The following is a 14827-nucleotide window of genomic DNA, read 5'->3' on the forward strand; positions in this document are numbered from 1 at the left end:
TGGGTCTACCTCTTCGCCTTTGTCGTTCTCCCCGGAACTCGTTCCCGTTGGACCGTCGCTCGGTTCACGCGCAGGAGCCGCACAGCCCGCGGTACGTGACCTCGACCCCGGACACCGTGAAGCCGAACCGCTGCGCGTCCGGGAGGTCTGCCAGCGGGTCGCCGCTCGGGTGGACGTCGCGGATCAGGCCGCAGCCGGAGCAGACCAGGTGCTGGTGCGGATGGTGGGCGTTCGGGTCGTAGCGCTTCGCCCGGCCGTCGGAGGTGACCTCCAGGACCTCGCCGAGGGAGACCAGCTCGCCCAGGGCGTTGTAGACCGTGGCCCGGGAGATCTCCGGCAGCCGCTCCACCGCCCGGGCGTGCACCTCGTCGGCGGTGAGGTGTACGTGGTCGCCGTCGAGCACCTCCGCGACCACACGCCGCTGCGACGTCATCCGCCAGCCGCGTCCTCGCAGCCGTTCCAACAGGTCACTCATGTCGGCTCAACCCCTTCAGGTTCGGCGGGATACCCCGAAAACTACCGGCGGACGTCCGGAATCCGACTGCGTGTGGCCTTGGTGTCTTTCTTGACTTGGATTGCGTCCATCGTAGGATCGGTTTCGTCGATAGCCAAGGGACAGGAAGACTCCAGAGGCGCGGGAGACTGGACGTGACCTACCCCGGCGCCAGGACGAACCGCGAAACCGGGCCCCGGCACAAGGGCCCCGTACCCCGAATGTTCCACCACATGCAGTTCCTGATCACCGTGACCGCATGGTCCGGTCCGGAAGGATTTCCATGTCTGAGAACCACGATGCAATCGTCACGGACGCGAAGGCGGAGGGCTCGGGGGGCTGCCCCGTCGCGCACGAGCGCGCCCCGCACCCGACCCAGGGCGGCGGAAACCGGCAGTGGTGGCCGGAGCGCCTCAACCTGAAGATCCTCGCCAAGAACCCCGCCGTGGCCAACCCCCTCGGTGAACAGTTCGACTACGCGGCGGCGTTCAACACGCTCGACCTCCCGGCCGTGAAGCGGGACATCGCGCAGGTGCTGACCACCTCGCAGGACTGGTGGCCGGCCGACTTCGGCCACTACGGCCCGCTCATGATCCGCATGGCCTGGCACAGCGCCGGCACCTACCGGATCAGCGACGGCCGCGGCGGCGCCGGGGCCGGCCAGCAGCGCTTCGCGCCGCTCAACAGCTGGCCGGACAACGGCAACCTCGACAAGGCCCGCCGCCTGCTGTGGCCGGTCAAGAAGAAGTACGGCCAGAGCCTGTCCTGGGCCGACCTCATGATCCTCACCGGCAACGTCGCCCTGGAGACGATGGGCTTCGAGACCTTCGGCTTCGGCGGCGGCCGCGCGGACGTCTGGGAGCCCGACGAGGACGTCTACTGGGGCCCCGAGACCACCTGGCTCGACGACGAGCGCTACACCGGGGACCGCGAGCTGGAGAGCCCCCTCGGCGCGGTCCAGATGGGCCTCATCTACGTCAACCCCGAGGGCCCGAACGGCACCCCGGACCCGATCGCCGCGGCCCGCGACATCCGCGAGACCTTCCGCCGGATGGCCATGAACGACGAGGAGACGGTCGCCCTGATCGCGGGCGGCCACACCTTCGGCAAGACCCACGGCGCGGGCCCCGCGGAGAGCGTCGGCGACGACCCCGAGGCCGCCCCGATCGAGGCGCAGGGCTTCGGCTGGGCCAACTCCTTCGGTACCGGCAAGGGCGGCGACGCGATCACCAGCGGTCTCGAGGGGATCTGGACGAACACCCCGATCACCTGGGACAACACCTTCTTCGACATCCTGTTCGGCTACGAGTGGGAGCAGTTCAAGAGCCCCGCCGGCGCCCACCAGTGGCGGCCGAAGGGCGGCGCCGGAGCGGGCACCGTACCCGACGCGCACGACCCGTCGAAGAGCCACGCCCCGACGATGCTCACGACCGACCTGTCGCTGCGCTTCGACCCGGCGTACGAGCAGATCTCGCGCCGCTTCCACGAGAACCCGGCCGAGTTCGCGGACGCCTTCGCCCGCGCGTGGTTCAAGCTGACCCACCGCGACATGGGCCCCGTGGTCCGCTACCTCGGCCCCGAGGTCCCGGCCGAGACGCTGCTGTGGCAGGACCCGCTCCCGGCCGTGACCCACGCGCTCGTCGACGCCGAGGACGTCGCCGCCCTCAAGCGGGAGGTCCTCGCCCTGGACCTGTCCGTGTCCCGGCTCGTGTCCACGGCGTGGGCCTCGGCCTCCTCCTTCCGCGGCAGCGACAAGCGCGGCGGCGCCAACGGCGCGCGCGTCCGCCTCCAGCCGCAGATCGGCTGGGAGGTCAACGAGCCCGACGAGCTCGCGACGGTGCTGCGCGCCCTCGAAGGCGTACGCGAGTCCTTCAACTCGGCGCACGGCGGCGGCAAGCAGATCTCGCTGGCCGACCTGGTGGTGCTCGCCGGCGCCGCGGGCGTCGAGCAGGCGGCCAGGGACGCCGGCATCACGGTGGAGGTCCCCTTCACGCCCGGCCGTGTGGACGCTTCGCAGGAGCAGACCGACGTGGAGTCGTTCGCCGCGATCGAGCCGACCGCCGACGGGTTCCGCAACTACCTCGGCAAGGGCAACCGGCTGCCGGCCGAGTTCCTGCTGCTCGACAAGGCGAACCTGCTCAACCTGAGCGCCCCCGAGCTGACGGTCCTCGTCGGCGGCCTGCGCGTCCTGGGCGCGAACCACCAGCAGTCGGCGCTCGGCGTCCTGACCACGACCCCCGGTTCGCTGACGAACGACTTCTTCGTCAACCTGCTCGACCTGGGCACGACGTGGAAGGCGACGTCCGAGGACGCGAACACCTTCGAGGGCCGCGACTCCGCGACGGGCGCGGTCAAGTGGACCGGCAGCCGCGCGGACCTGGTCTTCGGGTCGAACTCGGAGTTGCGCGCGCTCGCCGAGGTCTACGCGAGCGACGACGCGAAGGAGAAGTTCGTCAGGGACTTCGTCGCCGCCTGGGACAAGGTGATGAACCTGGACCGGTTCGACCTCGTCTGACGAGGCCGCCTCCGGGCCGGCCGGCCGACACCGGCCGGCCCGGAGGGCTCCGGTCCGGACGGCTCCGGCCCGACAGGCTTCGGCCCCGGATCGTCGGGCGGGACGGGTCTCCTGGATACTCGTTCCAGCACTCCCTTCCGACGTGAGAAGAAGTACCTGTGGACGCGACGATCAACCGGATCCGCACCAAGCTTTCCGAACTCCCGGACACGGAGAAGGTCGTTCTCGGCCCCGTGCTGACCGAGGCGCAGATCTCGGCTTTCGAGGACAGCCACGGGGTCCGGCTGCCCGAGGAGTTCCGGCAGTTCCTCACCCGCATCGGGCACGGCGGGTACGGCCCCACGTACGGTCTGCTGCCGATGGAGCGGTGGGTCGGCCGGGGCGGTGCGCAGCGGCTCACCGAACCGTTCCCGATCGTCCCCGACCCGGACCCCGATGGCCTCGATGGCCGGGGCGACTTCACGGGCTCGTTCCCCGGCACCCTCACGGTCGTCCACCGAGGCTGCAGCGATTTCACGGCGCTCGTCGTCACGGGCCCCGGGCGGGGCCGCCTGGTCGAGGCCAACGACGAGGGGTTCTTCGCTCCCCGCTTCCACGCCGACTCCGACTTCCTGTCCTGGTACGAGCGGTGGCTCGATTTCGTCCTGGCCGGACACCGCAACCTCCACCGCTTCGCCGACCAGATGGCCGGCAGCGAGGCCGAGCTCGTGGCCACCCTCCTGGAGGACCGACGCGCGACGAGGCGCCGGGCCGCCGCCCACACCTTCGCCACCCTCCCGGACCCGAGTGCCGACCTCCCGGACACCCTGCTGCGGGCGCTGAGGGGGGAGCCCCACTCACAAGTCCGCGAGGCGATCCTCCGCTCCCTGGCCGCCCAGGGGGAACCCGGCCGGGACCTGCTCGGCGCGGCACTCGCGGATCCCGTCCCCGAGATCCGCTCGCTCGCGGCCGTCCTGATGATCACCACCGACCAGGGGAAGTGGCATATGGCGCCCGGGCACAGGGAGGCCTTGGGCCGGCATCTGGTCGACGAGACCGACGACGCGGTACGAGACTCCATCGAGCGGGTCCTCGCGCACGCGGCCTGACACGCGGCCTCGTACCTCCGCTCCCGGACCCTCGTCATCGGGCCGTTCTCCCGGACCGGGTCGGAGGTGCGTTCGCGATCTTCGGGCTACGCTGCGGCGATGCGGATCCGCCCCTCTTCCATGGACGTGCTGACGGCCGTCGCGCAGACCGGTGTCGCCGTGCTCCTGGGCCAGGAGGCGGCGCAGCAGGGCTGGCCGGAGCTCGACCTCGCGGCGTACCTGCTCGTGGGGCTGGTCAACGTGCCGGGCGCCGTCCGGACGAAGGCGCCCCTCGCGGTGTGCCTGTTCGTGCAGCTCTCGTGGTGCGTGTACGTCACCGCCGGTTACTGGCCCGTGGTCAACTGCCTCGGTCCCATGCTCGCCGTGTACACGGTCGCGGCGCTCTGCCCACGGCGGACCTCACTCGCGTGCGCCGCCCTGATGGGCGCCATCTGGATCTACGGAGGCCTCCTCGGGAACGGACCCGGCGGCGGCTCCATGGCCGCCGTCGTCGCCCAGGCCGTCGTCTTCCCGGCGGTGCTCTGGCGGTTCGGGCTGATGGCCCGCCGCTCGACCGACCTGGCCCGGCAGCTGCGGCTGGAGCGGGACGAGCGGGCCCGCCGGGAGGTCGCGGAGGAACGCGGGCGCATTGCAAGGGAGTTGCATGACATCGTGGCCCACCACATGGCCGTCATCTCGGTGCAGGCCGGCCTGGCCGGCTTCGTGTTCTCCTCCGCGCCCGCCACCGCGCTCGCCGCTCTGAACACCATCGAGGACACCAGCGCCGAGGCGCTCGACGAACTCCGGCGGATGCTGCGGCTGTTGCGGACCGACGACCCCGAGGACGGGCTCGGCTGGGCCGGGACGGGAGACCGTGACGAGCCGATGCCGGGGCTGTCCCGGCTGGCGGAGATGGCCGAGCGGGTCCGGGCCGTCGGGGTACCGGTCGAGCTGCGGGTCACCGGCGAACCGAGGGCGCTGGCCCCGGGGGTGGAGCTGTGCGCGTACCGGGTGGTCCAGGAGGCGCTCACCAATGTGATCAAGCACGCCCGGCACGCCAGCGTGAGCGTCGAACTCGACTACCGGCCCAACCACATAAGCGTCACCGTCACCGACGACGGCGCCGGGCGGGGGCAGGGGAACGCCGAGGGAGGGCGTCCGGCCGGAGCGGCTCCGGGGAGCGGGCACGGACTGATCGGCATGCGCGAGCGGGCCAAGCTCTACGGGGGGACGATCGGCATCGGGCCCCGCGGCGGGGGAGGGTACGCGGTGTGCCTCACCCTGCCGACCTCCGCGCGGACCGTACCCCGGGACGAGCGCCCGGCATGAGCGGATCCTCGCCGCTCAGGGTGCTCGTGGCCGACGACCAGTTCCTCATCCGGGCCGGCCTCGTGGGCCTGCTCGAGGCCGCACCCGGATTCCAGGTCGCCGGTCAGGCCGCGGACGGCGCCGAAGCGGTCGAACTCGCCCTCCTCACCCGGCCGGACGTCGTCCTCATGGACATCCGGATGCCCGGCACGGACGGCATCACCGCCACCGCCAGGATCCTCGCCGAGGTCCCGCCGCCCCAGCCGCGCGTGCTCATCCTCACCACCTTCGACCTCGACGAGTACGTCTACGGGGCGCTGAAGGCCGGCGCCTCCGGCTTCCTGCTCAAGGACTCGGGTCCGCGGCGCCTGCTCGCCGCGATCACCGCCGTGGGCAGCGGCGACGCGCTCTTCGCGCCGACGGTCACGCGGCGGCTCGTCGAGGCGTTCGCCCTGCGGGGCACCGGCCGCGACGGCGGCGCCGGCGACCGGCGCGGTACGGGCGCCGAGGCGCTCGAGGCGCTGACCGGACGGGAGGTCGAGGTACTGGGGCTGGTCGGCCGGGGGCTGGCGAACGCGGACATCGCCTGGCGGCTGTTCATCAGCGAGGCGACGGTGAAGAGCCACGTCAACCGCACGATGAGCAAGTTGGGACTGGAAAGCCGGGCGCAGGCCGTGGTGGCGGCGTACGAGAGCGGCCTGGTGGTTCCCGGCGGCGGCCCTGCGGTGTGACACGGAGGCGCGCCCGGCACCGCGCCGAGACCGGCACCGCCCCGCGACCGGCACCGAGCCCCCGCCGATCCCGGTCCGGCATTGCGGCCGTGTTGCAGGTTCGTGGCCATCGCGGCGAGGCGGTTCCCGTGCGCGGGGCCCGACTCCTAGGGTCCGTCGGGAATCGCGATCAAGGAGTGTCCCGCCATGCCCCTCGACCTGTCCGACGAGAGCCAGTACGACCGTGCGCGCCTGCGCCAGTGGGCGCGCGGCCGCGCCCGCTCGGCCGGAGTGGACCGCCGCGACCTGCTCAGGCTCTTCGCGGCGGGAGCCGCGGCCGGCACCCTCGGCCTGGGCGCCGCCGGAGCCGCCGAAGCAGCGGAGGCCGCGGAAGCCGCCGGAGCCGGGCAGGCCGTGCCGGCGGCGGGCTCCGCCGCCACCGCCGTGCTGCCCGGGATCGTGAAGCCGCTGCCGCCCGAACTGTTCACGATCCGGGGCACCAACGCGGAGACGAAGTTCGCCTCGCTGCGCGGCACGGGCCAACTGACCCCCGTCGACCGGTTCTTCGTGCGCAACCACACCGCCACTCCGCGCCTCGACCAGGCCGGCTGGCGGCTGAAGGTGTGGGGCGACGCGCTGTCCGGCGGGCCGGTGGAGTTCTCGTACGACCGGCTGCGCGCGCTGCCCGCCGTCGAGCGGACGCTGTTCATCGAGTGCGCGGGCAACGGCCGGAGCTTCTACACCACCCAGCAGGGCCAGACGGTGACCGGGACGGCGTGGACCCTCGGCGCGATCGGCGTGGCCCGCTGGCGCGGGGCCCGGCTGTCCGACGTGCTGCGGCGGGCCGGGGTGACCCGCGCGGCCGTGGACGTGCTGCCCCGGGGCCTGGACGACGAGGTGGTCACCAACGGCGTGAACCTGGGGCGGGTGCGGCGCCCGCTGCCGGTGTCGAAGGCGCTGGACGACGTCATCCTCGCGTACGAGATGAACGGCGAGCCGCTGCCGGCCGACCACGGCGGGCCGGTCCGGGTGGTCGTTCCGGACTGGATCGGGATCTCCTCGATCAAGTGGGTCGGGGACATCGAGGTGAGCGGGCAGCCTCTGTACACGCCGTGGAACACCGACCTGTACCGGCTGTTCGGGCCCGACCATCCGCCGCAGGGCAGCGCGCCCCTGACCCGGCAGACCCTCAAGAGCGCCTTCGAGCTGGAGCTGGGCGCGACCGTGCCCGCGCACCGCACGAAGCTGCTGACCGGACGCTCCTGGTCCGGCGCGGCCCCGGTGCACCAGGTGGAGGTCAGCACCGACGGAGGCGCCCGGTGGCGGCGGGCCCGGCTCCACGACGTCCCGCGCCGGGGCGGCTGGGTGCGCTGGTCGCTGCCGTGGACCCCGCGGACCCCGGGGGCGACGGCCCTGCTGGCCCGGGCCACGGACGCCACCGGCCGCACGCAGCCCGCGACGGCCGCCCACAACACCCAGGGCTACCTCTTCGACGCGGTCGTCCGCCACCCGGTGACGGTGGTCTGAGACCCCGCCCGCGAACCCGGTCCCGGCCGATTCGACCGCCTCCGAAGCCAAGGGAGTTGTGCGAGGATCGGCCGGGAGTCGATGCCTGCCGGACGGGGGACGGAAGAGTGCAGCTGACGATCGGAGTGTCCGACACCGACGAGGCCGCGGAGCTGCGCGACCTCTTCCGCTGGCTGCGCGCCGACGAAGACGGGCCGGACGAGGTGTGGCTCTCCGGCGAGCCGCCGACCGGGTCCATGGGCGGCGGCCTGGAAGTCGTCAACGTGGTGCTGACCCATACGATGGCCGTCGCCAACTTCGCCCTGGCCTACGCCACGTGGCGCCGAGCGCGCCGCGGCCGGGCCGCCCTCACCTTCACCCGGGCCTCCGACGGGGTGTCGGTGACCTTGGAGAACGGCTCGGACGAGGCCGTGCGCGCGCTGATCGCGGCACTGTCCGAGCCCCCGGCGGCCGCTCCCCTCGGAGCACCCGATCCCCCCGCGCTCCCCGCGGCACCGGACACGGCGGCCCCGGGAGACGGTTAGCCGTGGAACTCGCCGACCCCCATGCCTCGTACGCGGTCCTCATCGGGACCTCCACCTATGCCGGTACGGGGCTGGGGGACATTCCCCCGGTCGCCAACAACCTCGTACAGCTGGGCCGGTTGCTGGAGGACCCGGGCATCTGGGGCCTGCCGCCGGGCCACTGTGTGCGCCTGCCCGAGCCGTCGTCGGCCGGGCAGGTCCTGGACGCCGTCCGGGAAGCCGCCCAACGGGCCACGGACACGCTCCTCGTGTACTACGCGGGCCACGGCCTCAGCGATCCGGACTCCGACGAACTGCTGCTGACCCTGCCCTCCTCGGACCCGGAGCGGTCCTACTCGTCGCTCCGCTACGAGGAACTGCGCAGGGAGATCCGCCAGGCCTCCGGCAAGCTGAACAAGGTCGTCATCCTGGACTGCTGTTACAGCGGACTGGCCATGGCCGGCGCCATGGGCGGCTCCACGACCGAATCCGTGGCGCTCGCGGAACAGACGCGGATCGCCGGTTCGTACCTGCTGACCGCGTCCGCCGCCACCCGCGAGGCCCTGTGGCTGGACGACGAGCCGTACACGGCCTTCACCGGCGAGCTCATCCACCTGCTGGAGCACGGCCTGCCCGGCGGCGGCCAGGTCATCGAGGTCGGCCGGGTCTACGACCACATGCTCGCCGAACTGAGGGCGAAGGGGCGGCCGATCCCGCAGCAGCGGGTGAGCAACACCAGCCGCATCGCCTTCGCGCGCAACCGCTACGGGATCGGCCCCGCCGCCCGTCCGGAGCCGCGCCCGGCCCACCCCGTGCCGGACGACCTGCGCCCCGTGCTGCGCGCGCGGCCCAGCGAGATCGCCGAGTACGCCGCCCGCCTGCGGGACACGGACCCCGCATCGGCGGAGCGACTCCTGACACTGGCAGCCGTACTGCGCCCGGCCCAGGAAGTGGCGGCGCTGGTCTGGGTACTGCGCGCCGGGGCGCGGGACGAGGAGGCGCAGGGAGTCCTGGCCGCCGCGGCGGCCGAGCGGGACCCTTACGACCTCGCGGCCTGCGTCGTCGCGCTGCACACGGCGGACCACGGACACGACCCGGAGCGGTTGGCCCTGCTGGCGGCCGAGCGGGCCGCGGAGGACGTCGCGGGGACCGTCAAGGCCCTGCGCGCAGCCGGGCAGGCCCGCGAAGCGGAACTGCTGCTGACGACGGCGATCGGCCGCCTCCGGTCGACCGAGACCATCCTCGGGCTGGCCGGGGCCTTCTGGTCGGCCGAGCTGGATGCCGAAGCCGAACGCGTCCTGCACGCGGCGGCCACGTCCTCGGAGGAGGAGGCCACGCGGCTGGCCGGAGCACTGCTGACGATCGGGCGCCAGGCCGAGGCCCTTGAGCTCTACCTCCGGACGCCGTCCGTGGTCGTCTGGCGCCCCGCGGAACTGGTGCGCGTGCTCAAGCTGTTGGGCGAGAGGATCCGACCGGAGGACGCGCGGCGACTGCTGCGCCTGGCCGTCGGGGAGTCCGCGACGGCCGAGGGGATCGCGCGGCTGTGCGACGGGTTGTGGGCGGCCGGGATGAGGGAGCGGGCCCTGGAGGTGCTGGGGCAGGCGGCCACCTGGCTGTCGGTGGAGGCCGTCGTCGTGCTGGCCGACGTGCTGCGGGGCGACGGCCACGAGGAGGCGATGCTGTACCTGCTGCAGGAGGCGGCCGAGGCGCACCCCGTGGCACAGACCGTCGCCCTGGTCGAGGCGCTCCGGGCGATGGGCCGTCCGCTCGACGCCATCCGGCTCCTGAGCGATGCCGCGCGCCGCCCCGGAGCGCAGATCGCGGAACTGCTGATCCTGCTGGAGGAGCTGGGCAGCCCGAGGGACCGGTCCCGGGTACTGGAAGCCCTGCCCGAGAGCCCCGTCTCCCAGCACGGCCACACGGCGTCCTGGGACTACGACGCGCGGCGCGTCGAGCTCATCCGGGCACTGCACGCGGCGGGCAGGGACCACCGGGAGGTGAGCGGGCGGCTGGCCGCTCTCCCCAACGGTCCGCTCGCCGAGGTGCTCAGGCAGCTGAGGGCTGCCGGTGCCCATGACGTGGCCCACGTCGTCCTGGGCCAGCTGGCGGCCGCCGATCCGTTGGCGGCGGTACGACGCCTGAGCTACCTCCAGGCGAGCTCCAGGCTCGATACCGCCGTGCTGTCGGGGCTACTGCGGTCGGCCGACAGCCCGGTGCGGAACGCGGTCGGGGAGTTGTCGTCGGATGCCGTCCTGGGCATCGTGCGGGGCCATGCCCTGCCCGAAGCGGCCGTCAGTGCCATGACCGCCGCGGGGCTCGGCCGTCAGGTCGAGGAAGCGCTGGGGAAGTTCACCCGGGCCGCTCCGGTCGCGGAGGTGATCCAGCTGCTCAGACGCCTGCGCGACGACTCGCTGACCGGGGAGGCCCATACCGTCGTCCGGGGTGCCGGGTGGATGTTTCCCGAGCTCTACCGGGATTTCGCCGTCGCGTTGTGGAAAGCGGGTCTGTCGGAGTACGCGGTGTACGCCCTCGAGGCGAACGCTGCCCGGCTGGGCCGATCGCTCTGCGAGGAACTGGCCGGAATCCTCCACGTCCCGGTCCCCGCGGCAGCGGGCTCCCCGACTTCGGCACCACCGACCTCGGCGCCCGAAACGGTACGCTCCCGCCCCTGGCACCGCTTCGGCCGCGGCTGACCGTGGGACCGGTCGGGGGAATGAGCGGCACCCGGTGGGCGCGCGGCGGTGTCGGGGCGGGGGCGCCGCGGCGGATGCGGTGAGGATCGGGGCATGGGCTTCGTACTGCCGGTCCTCTTCGCGCTGTTCGCGGCGCTCAGCAACGCGCTCGGGACCGTGCTCCAGCGGCGGGCGGCGCTCACCGTGCCTCAGAGCGACGGCTTCCGGTTCGGTCTCGTCCTCGACCTGCTGCGCCGTCCCGTGTGGATCGGCGGGATCCTGGCGGTGATCGCGGCCGGCGCCGGCCAGGCCGCGGCGCTCGCCACCGGTGCGCTGGCCCTCGTACAGCCCTTGTTCGTACTGGAGTTGCCGTTCGCGCTGCTCATCGCCTCGCTGGTGGCGCGCAGCCGGCTGCCCGGGGCGGTGTGGCTCGCCGTCGCCGCGGTGGTGGCCGGGCTCGGGATCGCGCTGGGGGCCGCCTCGCCGTCCGGGAACCGCACGCACGTCCCCTTCGACCGCTGGGTCCTGGCGCTGGCGGCGTGCGCGGTGGCGGTGGCGCTGCTGTCGGCGGTCGGGCTGCGGCGGCCCCCCGGCCGGATGCGGGCCGGCTGCCTCGGGGCGGCCACGGCCGTCTGCTACGCGCTCACGGCGGCCCTGATGAAATCGGCCGTGCACGTGCTCGACGAGGACGGCATCGGCGGTTTCCTGACGACCTGGGAGACGTACGCCTTCGGCGCGACCGGCATCTGCGCCCTGCTGCTCCTCGAACACGCCATGCAGGGCGGCCCGCTGGTGGCCTCACAGCCGGCGCTGACCCTCGGCGACGCGGGCGTGAGCGTGGCGCTCGGCGTGCTGCTGTACGAGGAACACCTGCGGGGCCACTGGTGGTTGGTCCCCCAGCTGCTCGGCCTTGTCCTGATCGGCGCCGGAGTGATCGCCCTGGCCAGGCACGGCGGGGAGATCGAGGAGGGTGTTCCGTAGGACCTACGGGCGGTAGAGCGTCCTGGCGCGCTCCCGGTCGGCGGGCGCGTCCTGGGGCACGTGCAGGAAGTGCTCCAGCTGCCATGCCTGGGCCAGGCCCGCCTGCCGGTTGGCCGTGGTCACCCAGGGCGGGTAGACGCGGAAGGCGCGCTTGCCGCCGACGCCGTCCGCCGATACGACTCCGTGCCGCAGGAGCGCGGCGACGGGGAAGACGAACTGGCCGGAGCGGCCGGGCTCGCGGGTGGCGATGACGAAGAGGTCGACGGGGTCGGCGGCGTCGAACGGCCGGATGGGTCCGGCCGGGGACCGCTGCCACACGGTGACGAACTGCCCGGCCTTCGTCGGGGTGGTCTTGGCGGCGCGGAACCGGACGCGGAGCCCGTCGAGGGTGAAGGCGTGCGCAGCGTACGCGGCGCCCTCGGCTTCGGGCACCGGCTGCGAGCAGGCGAACCGGCAGGGGTCGTAGACGAGCGCCTTCGCCGCCATGAGGTCGCCGTGCACCGGGACGCCGTCCGACCAGGGGCGGAGGCCGCCGGTGTGGAGGCCGGTGGTGTCGAGGCCCGCGGCGGGGAGCCCGGCCGCACTGAGGCCTGTGGTGTGGTGGTCGGACGTGTTCGCTCGGCTCGTCGGCATGCCCTCAGCCTGTCACGGAGCCGGTCCGCGGACCGTGCCAGGTCCCGCCCCGGCCGGGGCGGGACCTGGCACGGCCCCGGTGGCGCTCCCTCAGGGGGTGGGCGCGAACTTCGCGGCGGCCGGCGCCGTCGCGGCCTCCTTCACCACCTTCATGCCGCCGGGAACCGTGGCGTCCGGCTTCAGGATCACGCTCTGCCGGGTGGAAGGGGCCTTGGGGTCCGAGAAGTCGTGGGTGATGCCGAAGCCGTTGTCGTGGGAGTTCAGGCTCAGCAGCGCCTTGCGGATCCCCTCGCGGGTCAGGTCCTTGTCGGCGCAGGCCTTCTTCAGTACCTCACCGAACAGCGAGCCGGCGGTGAATCCGGCCACCACGCCGTTGTCGAGGCCGGCGTCCGGGTACTCCGCCTTGTACGCGCCGGCGAGGGCGGCCGGACCCGCCTCGGGCGAGCCGATCGGCAGGGCCGAGGAGGCGACGTAGTAGTCCTTCTGCAGGGCCGCGCCCGCGGGAGTGGCCAGCAACTGGGGGGAGAAGGCAGAGTTGTTGCCCACGAACGGCACGTTCCACCCGCCTGCCGCCGCGACCCCGACGAGCGAGGCGGCCTGGCGGGGGCCGGCGCTGATGACCACGGCCTTGACCCCGGCCTGCTTGAGGGCGGCGACCTGGGCCGTCATGTCGTTGTCGGTCGGCTTGATCTTCTGTTCGACGATGGTCAGCCCGGCCTCCTTGGCCGCGTGCTTGGCCCCGGTGAGCGCGTTCTCGCCGTAATCGCCCTCGAAGTAGACGTGCCCGACCTTGTCGCCCGAGGCGATCCGCTTCTGGTCGAGCAGATAGCCGATGGCGTTGATGGTCTCGATGTCGTACGTCGCGCCCACCGTGCGGATGTACGGGCTGCCCAGCAGCGAGGCGGACCAGGCCTGCGGGATCACCAGGGCCTTGTCCTGGCCGTCGATCCGCTGCTTGACGGCGGCGACGAACGGGGAGCCGATGAACTGGGTGAAGCCCAGCACCGTGGGCTCCAGCTCGGTGTAGGCGGCCAGGGCCTTCTGTGGGTCGTACCCGTGGTCGCGCACCGTCAGCTCGATCGTGCGGCCGCAGATGCCGCCGGCCGCGTTCGTCTGCTTCGCCCAGAGCTGCTGGCCCTGGGTGACGCTCTTGCCGAGCGAGGCGTAGACGCCGGTCATGTCGGTGAGCGCGCCGAGCCGGATGGCCGTGTCGCTCACCCCGGCGCCGGCCTTGACCCCGCCGGCCGCGGGCTTGTCCTCGGAACCGCTCTTGGCCTTGCTGCTGCACCCGGCGGCGCCGGTCAGGACGAGGGCGGCCGCCAGGGCCGCGGTGCCGAGCCTGCTTCTGTTCACGTGGGCTCCTTGGGGAGTGAGGTCCGGGTCCGGGAGATGCGGATGGTGCCGCTGATGCGGGAGAGGCCGCCGGGCAGGAAGAGGACGACCGCGACGACGGCGGCGCCGTAGAGGTAGCGGGAGGCCTCGCCCGGGGAGACCCCGCCGGTTCCGGGGGCGGACACCAGGGGGAGGGCGTCGCTGTAGCGGGTGAGGATCGCGGGGAGCAGGGAGACGAAGGCCGCACCGACCACGGCGCCCGCGACCGTGCCCAGGCCGCCGATGACGATCATGGCCAGGTACTCCAGGGACAGGACCATGCCGAAGTAGTCGGGCACGGTGCGCTGGAAGACCAGGGCGAGCAGTACGCCGGCCAGCCCGGCGTACATGGACGACAGGACGAACACGGCCGCCCGGGTCCGGGCCACCGGCACTCCCATCACCCCGGCGGCGATGCGGTGGTCGCGCAGGGCGTTCATGGCACGGCCGGGCCGGCCCCGCAGGATCCCGCGCGCGAACAGGGCGCCGCAGACGAGGGCGGCCAGGGCCACGTACCAGAGCTTCTCGGCCGACTGCAGGGGGACGGCGGCGACGACCGTCTCGGTGTCGTCGAAGGTGAGGCCGAAGAGGGACAGCGGCTCCACGGCACGGCCGTTGAAGCCGCCGGTCAGACTGGTCGCGTTGAAGAGCAGGTGCTGGCCGATGAAGATCAGCGCGAGGGTGGCGATACCGAGGTACGCGCCGCTCAGACGGCCCGCGATCGGGCTGAACAGACCGCCCGCCGCCCCGGCCACCGCCACGGCGAGGAGGGCGGCGAGCCAGCTGGGCAGGCCGAGCCCGACGAGGGTGTGGCCCCCGACCGTGCTGCCGTCCCCGGCCAGCGCGCAGTAGCCGTACGCGCCGACGGCGAGGAAGAAGGCGTGGCCCATGGACAGCTGTCCGGTGGCTCCGGTCAGCAGGTTGAGCCCGATGGCGCCGATGGCCGCGGCCATGGCGAAGAGCCCTGCCTGCAGCCAGAACCGGTCGAGGTAGAAGGGCAGCGCCAGCAGCACCGCGCCGAGGACGGCCGCCGACACCGTCCGGGCC

12 protein-coding genes are annotated in these 14827 nt (G+C 73.1%); 8 read left to right on the top strand and 4 right to left on the bottom strand.

The annotated features are described in order from the left end of the window. Positions 1 to 64 precede the first annotated feature (64 nt). The gene (locus tag DRB96_RS07465) at positions 65 to 475 is read right to left on the bottom strand and encodes a Fur family transcriptional regulator (RefSeq protein ID WP_112447707.1); all 411 of its coding nucleotides are present in this window, start codon (positions 473 to 475) and stop codon (positions 65 to 67) included. A gap of 301 nt (positions 476 to 776) precedes the next feature. Between DRB96_RS07465 and katG the strand changes: the two genes are divergently transcribed. The 8 genes from katG (at position 777) to DRB96_RS07505 (ending at position 11776) form a co-directional block, all read left to right on the top strand. Beyond that, positions 777 to 3008 carry a catalase/peroxidase HPI gene (gene katG / locus DRB96_RS07470; RefSeq protein WP_112447708.1) on the top strand — a complete coding sequence of 744 codons (2232 nt, stop codon included), beginning with the start codon at positions 777 to 779 and terminating at the stop codon, positions 3006 to 3008. A gap of 158 nt (positions 3009 to 3166) precedes the next feature. Next, entirely contained in the window at positions 3167 to 4096 is a 930-nt protein-coding gene (locus tag DRB96_RS07480) for an SMI1/KNR4 family protein (protein ID WP_112447709.1), read from the top strand. Positions 4097 to 4195: 99 nt separating this feature from the next. After that, the gene (locus DRB96_RS07485) at positions 4196 to 5404 is read left to right on the top strand and encodes a histidine kinase (protein WP_112447710.1); all 1209 of its coding nucleotides are present in this window, start codon (positions 4196 to 4198) and stop codon (positions 5402 to 5404) included. Further along, positions 5401 to 6114: a response regulator transcription factor gene (locus DRB96_RS07490; RefSeq protein WP_112447711.1), complete on the top strand. Its 714-nt coding sequence runs from the start codon at positions 5401 to 5403 to the stop codon at positions 6112 to 6114. The genes DRB96_RS07485 and DRB96_RS07490 overlap by 4 nt, the downstream gene beginning before the upstream one ends. A gap of 186 nt (positions 6115 to 6300) precedes the next feature. Beyond that, positions 6301 to 7620 carry a sulfite oxidase gene (locus DRB96_RS07495; protein WP_112447712.1) on the top strand — a complete coding sequence of 440 codons (1320 nt, stop codon included), beginning with the start codon at positions 6301 to 6303 and terminating at the stop codon, positions 7618 to 7620. 107 nt (positions 7621 to 7727) lie between these two features. Further along, complete coding sequence (locus DRB96_RS42730) at positions 7728 to 8144, top strand: hypothetical protein (RefSeq protein WP_162688469.1); 417 nt, start codon at positions 7728 to 7730, stop codon at positions 8142 to 8144. 2 nt (positions 8145 to 8146) lie between these two features. Continuing rightward, positions 8147 to 10816, top strand: a complete 2670-nt coding sequence (locus tag DRB96_RS07500) for a caspase family protein (RefSeq protein WP_162688470.1) — start codon at positions 8147 to 8149, stop codon at positions 10814 to 10816. 93 nt (positions 10817 to 10909) lie between these two features. Beyond that, a complete protein-coding gene (locus tag DRB96_RS07505) occupies positions 10910 to 11776 on the top strand; it encodes a DMT family transporter (protein ID WP_112447714.1) in 867 nt (288 codons plus the stop codon). A 3-nt stretch (positions 11777 to 11779) separates the two neighbouring features. Here DRB96_RS07505 and DRB96_RS07510 read toward each other — a convergent pair whose 3' ends face one another. The 3 genes from DRB96_RS07510 to DRB96_RS07520 all read right to left on the bottom strand — a co-directional run bounded on the left by DRB96_RS07510 (position 11780) and on the right by DRB96_RS07520 (position 14817). After that, positions 11780 to 12262, bottom strand: a complete 483-nt coding sequence (locus DRB96_RS07510; RefSeq protein WP_239516735.1) for a MepB family protein — start codon at positions 12260 to 12262, stop codon at positions 11780 to 11782. Between the two features lie 237 nt (positions 12263 to 12499). Further along, positions 12500 to 13762 carry an ABC transporter substrate-binding protein gene (locus DRB96_RS07515; RefSeq protein WP_112447716.1) on the bottom strand — a complete coding sequence of 421 codons (1263 nt, stop codon included), beginning with the start codon at positions 13760 to 13762 and terminating at the stop codon, positions 12500 to 12502. Further along, entirely contained in the window at positions 13759 to 14817 is a 1059-nt protein-coding gene (locus tag DRB96_RS07520) for a branched-chain amino acid ABC transporter permease (protein ID WP_239516736.1), read from the bottom strand. Before DRB96_RS07520 ends, DRB96_RS07515 begins: the two co-directional genes overlap by 4 nt. Positions 14818 to 14827 lie beyond the last annotated feature (10 nt).

The sequence above is a fragment of the Streptomyces sp. ICC1 genome, from assembly GCF_003287935.1.
Lineage (GTDB): Bacteria > Actinomycetota > Actinomycetes > Streptomycetales > Streptomycetaceae > Streptomyces > Streptomyces tritrimontium.

Coding starts and splice junctions, on each gene's coding strand:
- DRB96_RS07465 (WP_112447707.1), bottom strand. CDS start 475: ATGAGTGACCTGTTGGAACGGCTGCGAGGACGCGGCTGGCGGATGACG.
- katG (WP_112447708.1), top strand. CDS start 777: ATGTCTGAGAACCACGATGCAATCGTCACGGACGCGAAGGCGGAGGGC.
- DRB96_RS07485 (WP_112447710.1), top strand. CDS start 4,196: ATGCGGATCCGCCCCTCTTCCATGGACGTGCTGACGGCCGTCGCGCAG.
- DRB96_RS07490 (WP_112447711.1), top strand. CDS start 5,401: ATGAGCGGATCCTCGCCGCTCAGGGTGCTCGTGGCCGACGACCAGTTC.
- DRB96_RS07495 (WP_112447712.1), top strand. CDS start 6,301: ATGCCCCTCGACCTGTCCGACGAGAGCCAGTACGACCGTGCGCGCCTG.
- DRB96_RS07505 (WP_112447714.1), top strand. CDS start 10,910: ATGGGCTTCGTACTGCCGGTCCTCTTCGCGCTGTTCGCGGCGCTCAGC.
- DRB96_RS07510 (WP_239516735.1), bottom strand. CDS start 12,262: ATGGCGGCGAAGGCGCTCGTCTACGACCCCTGCCGGTTCGCCTGCTCG.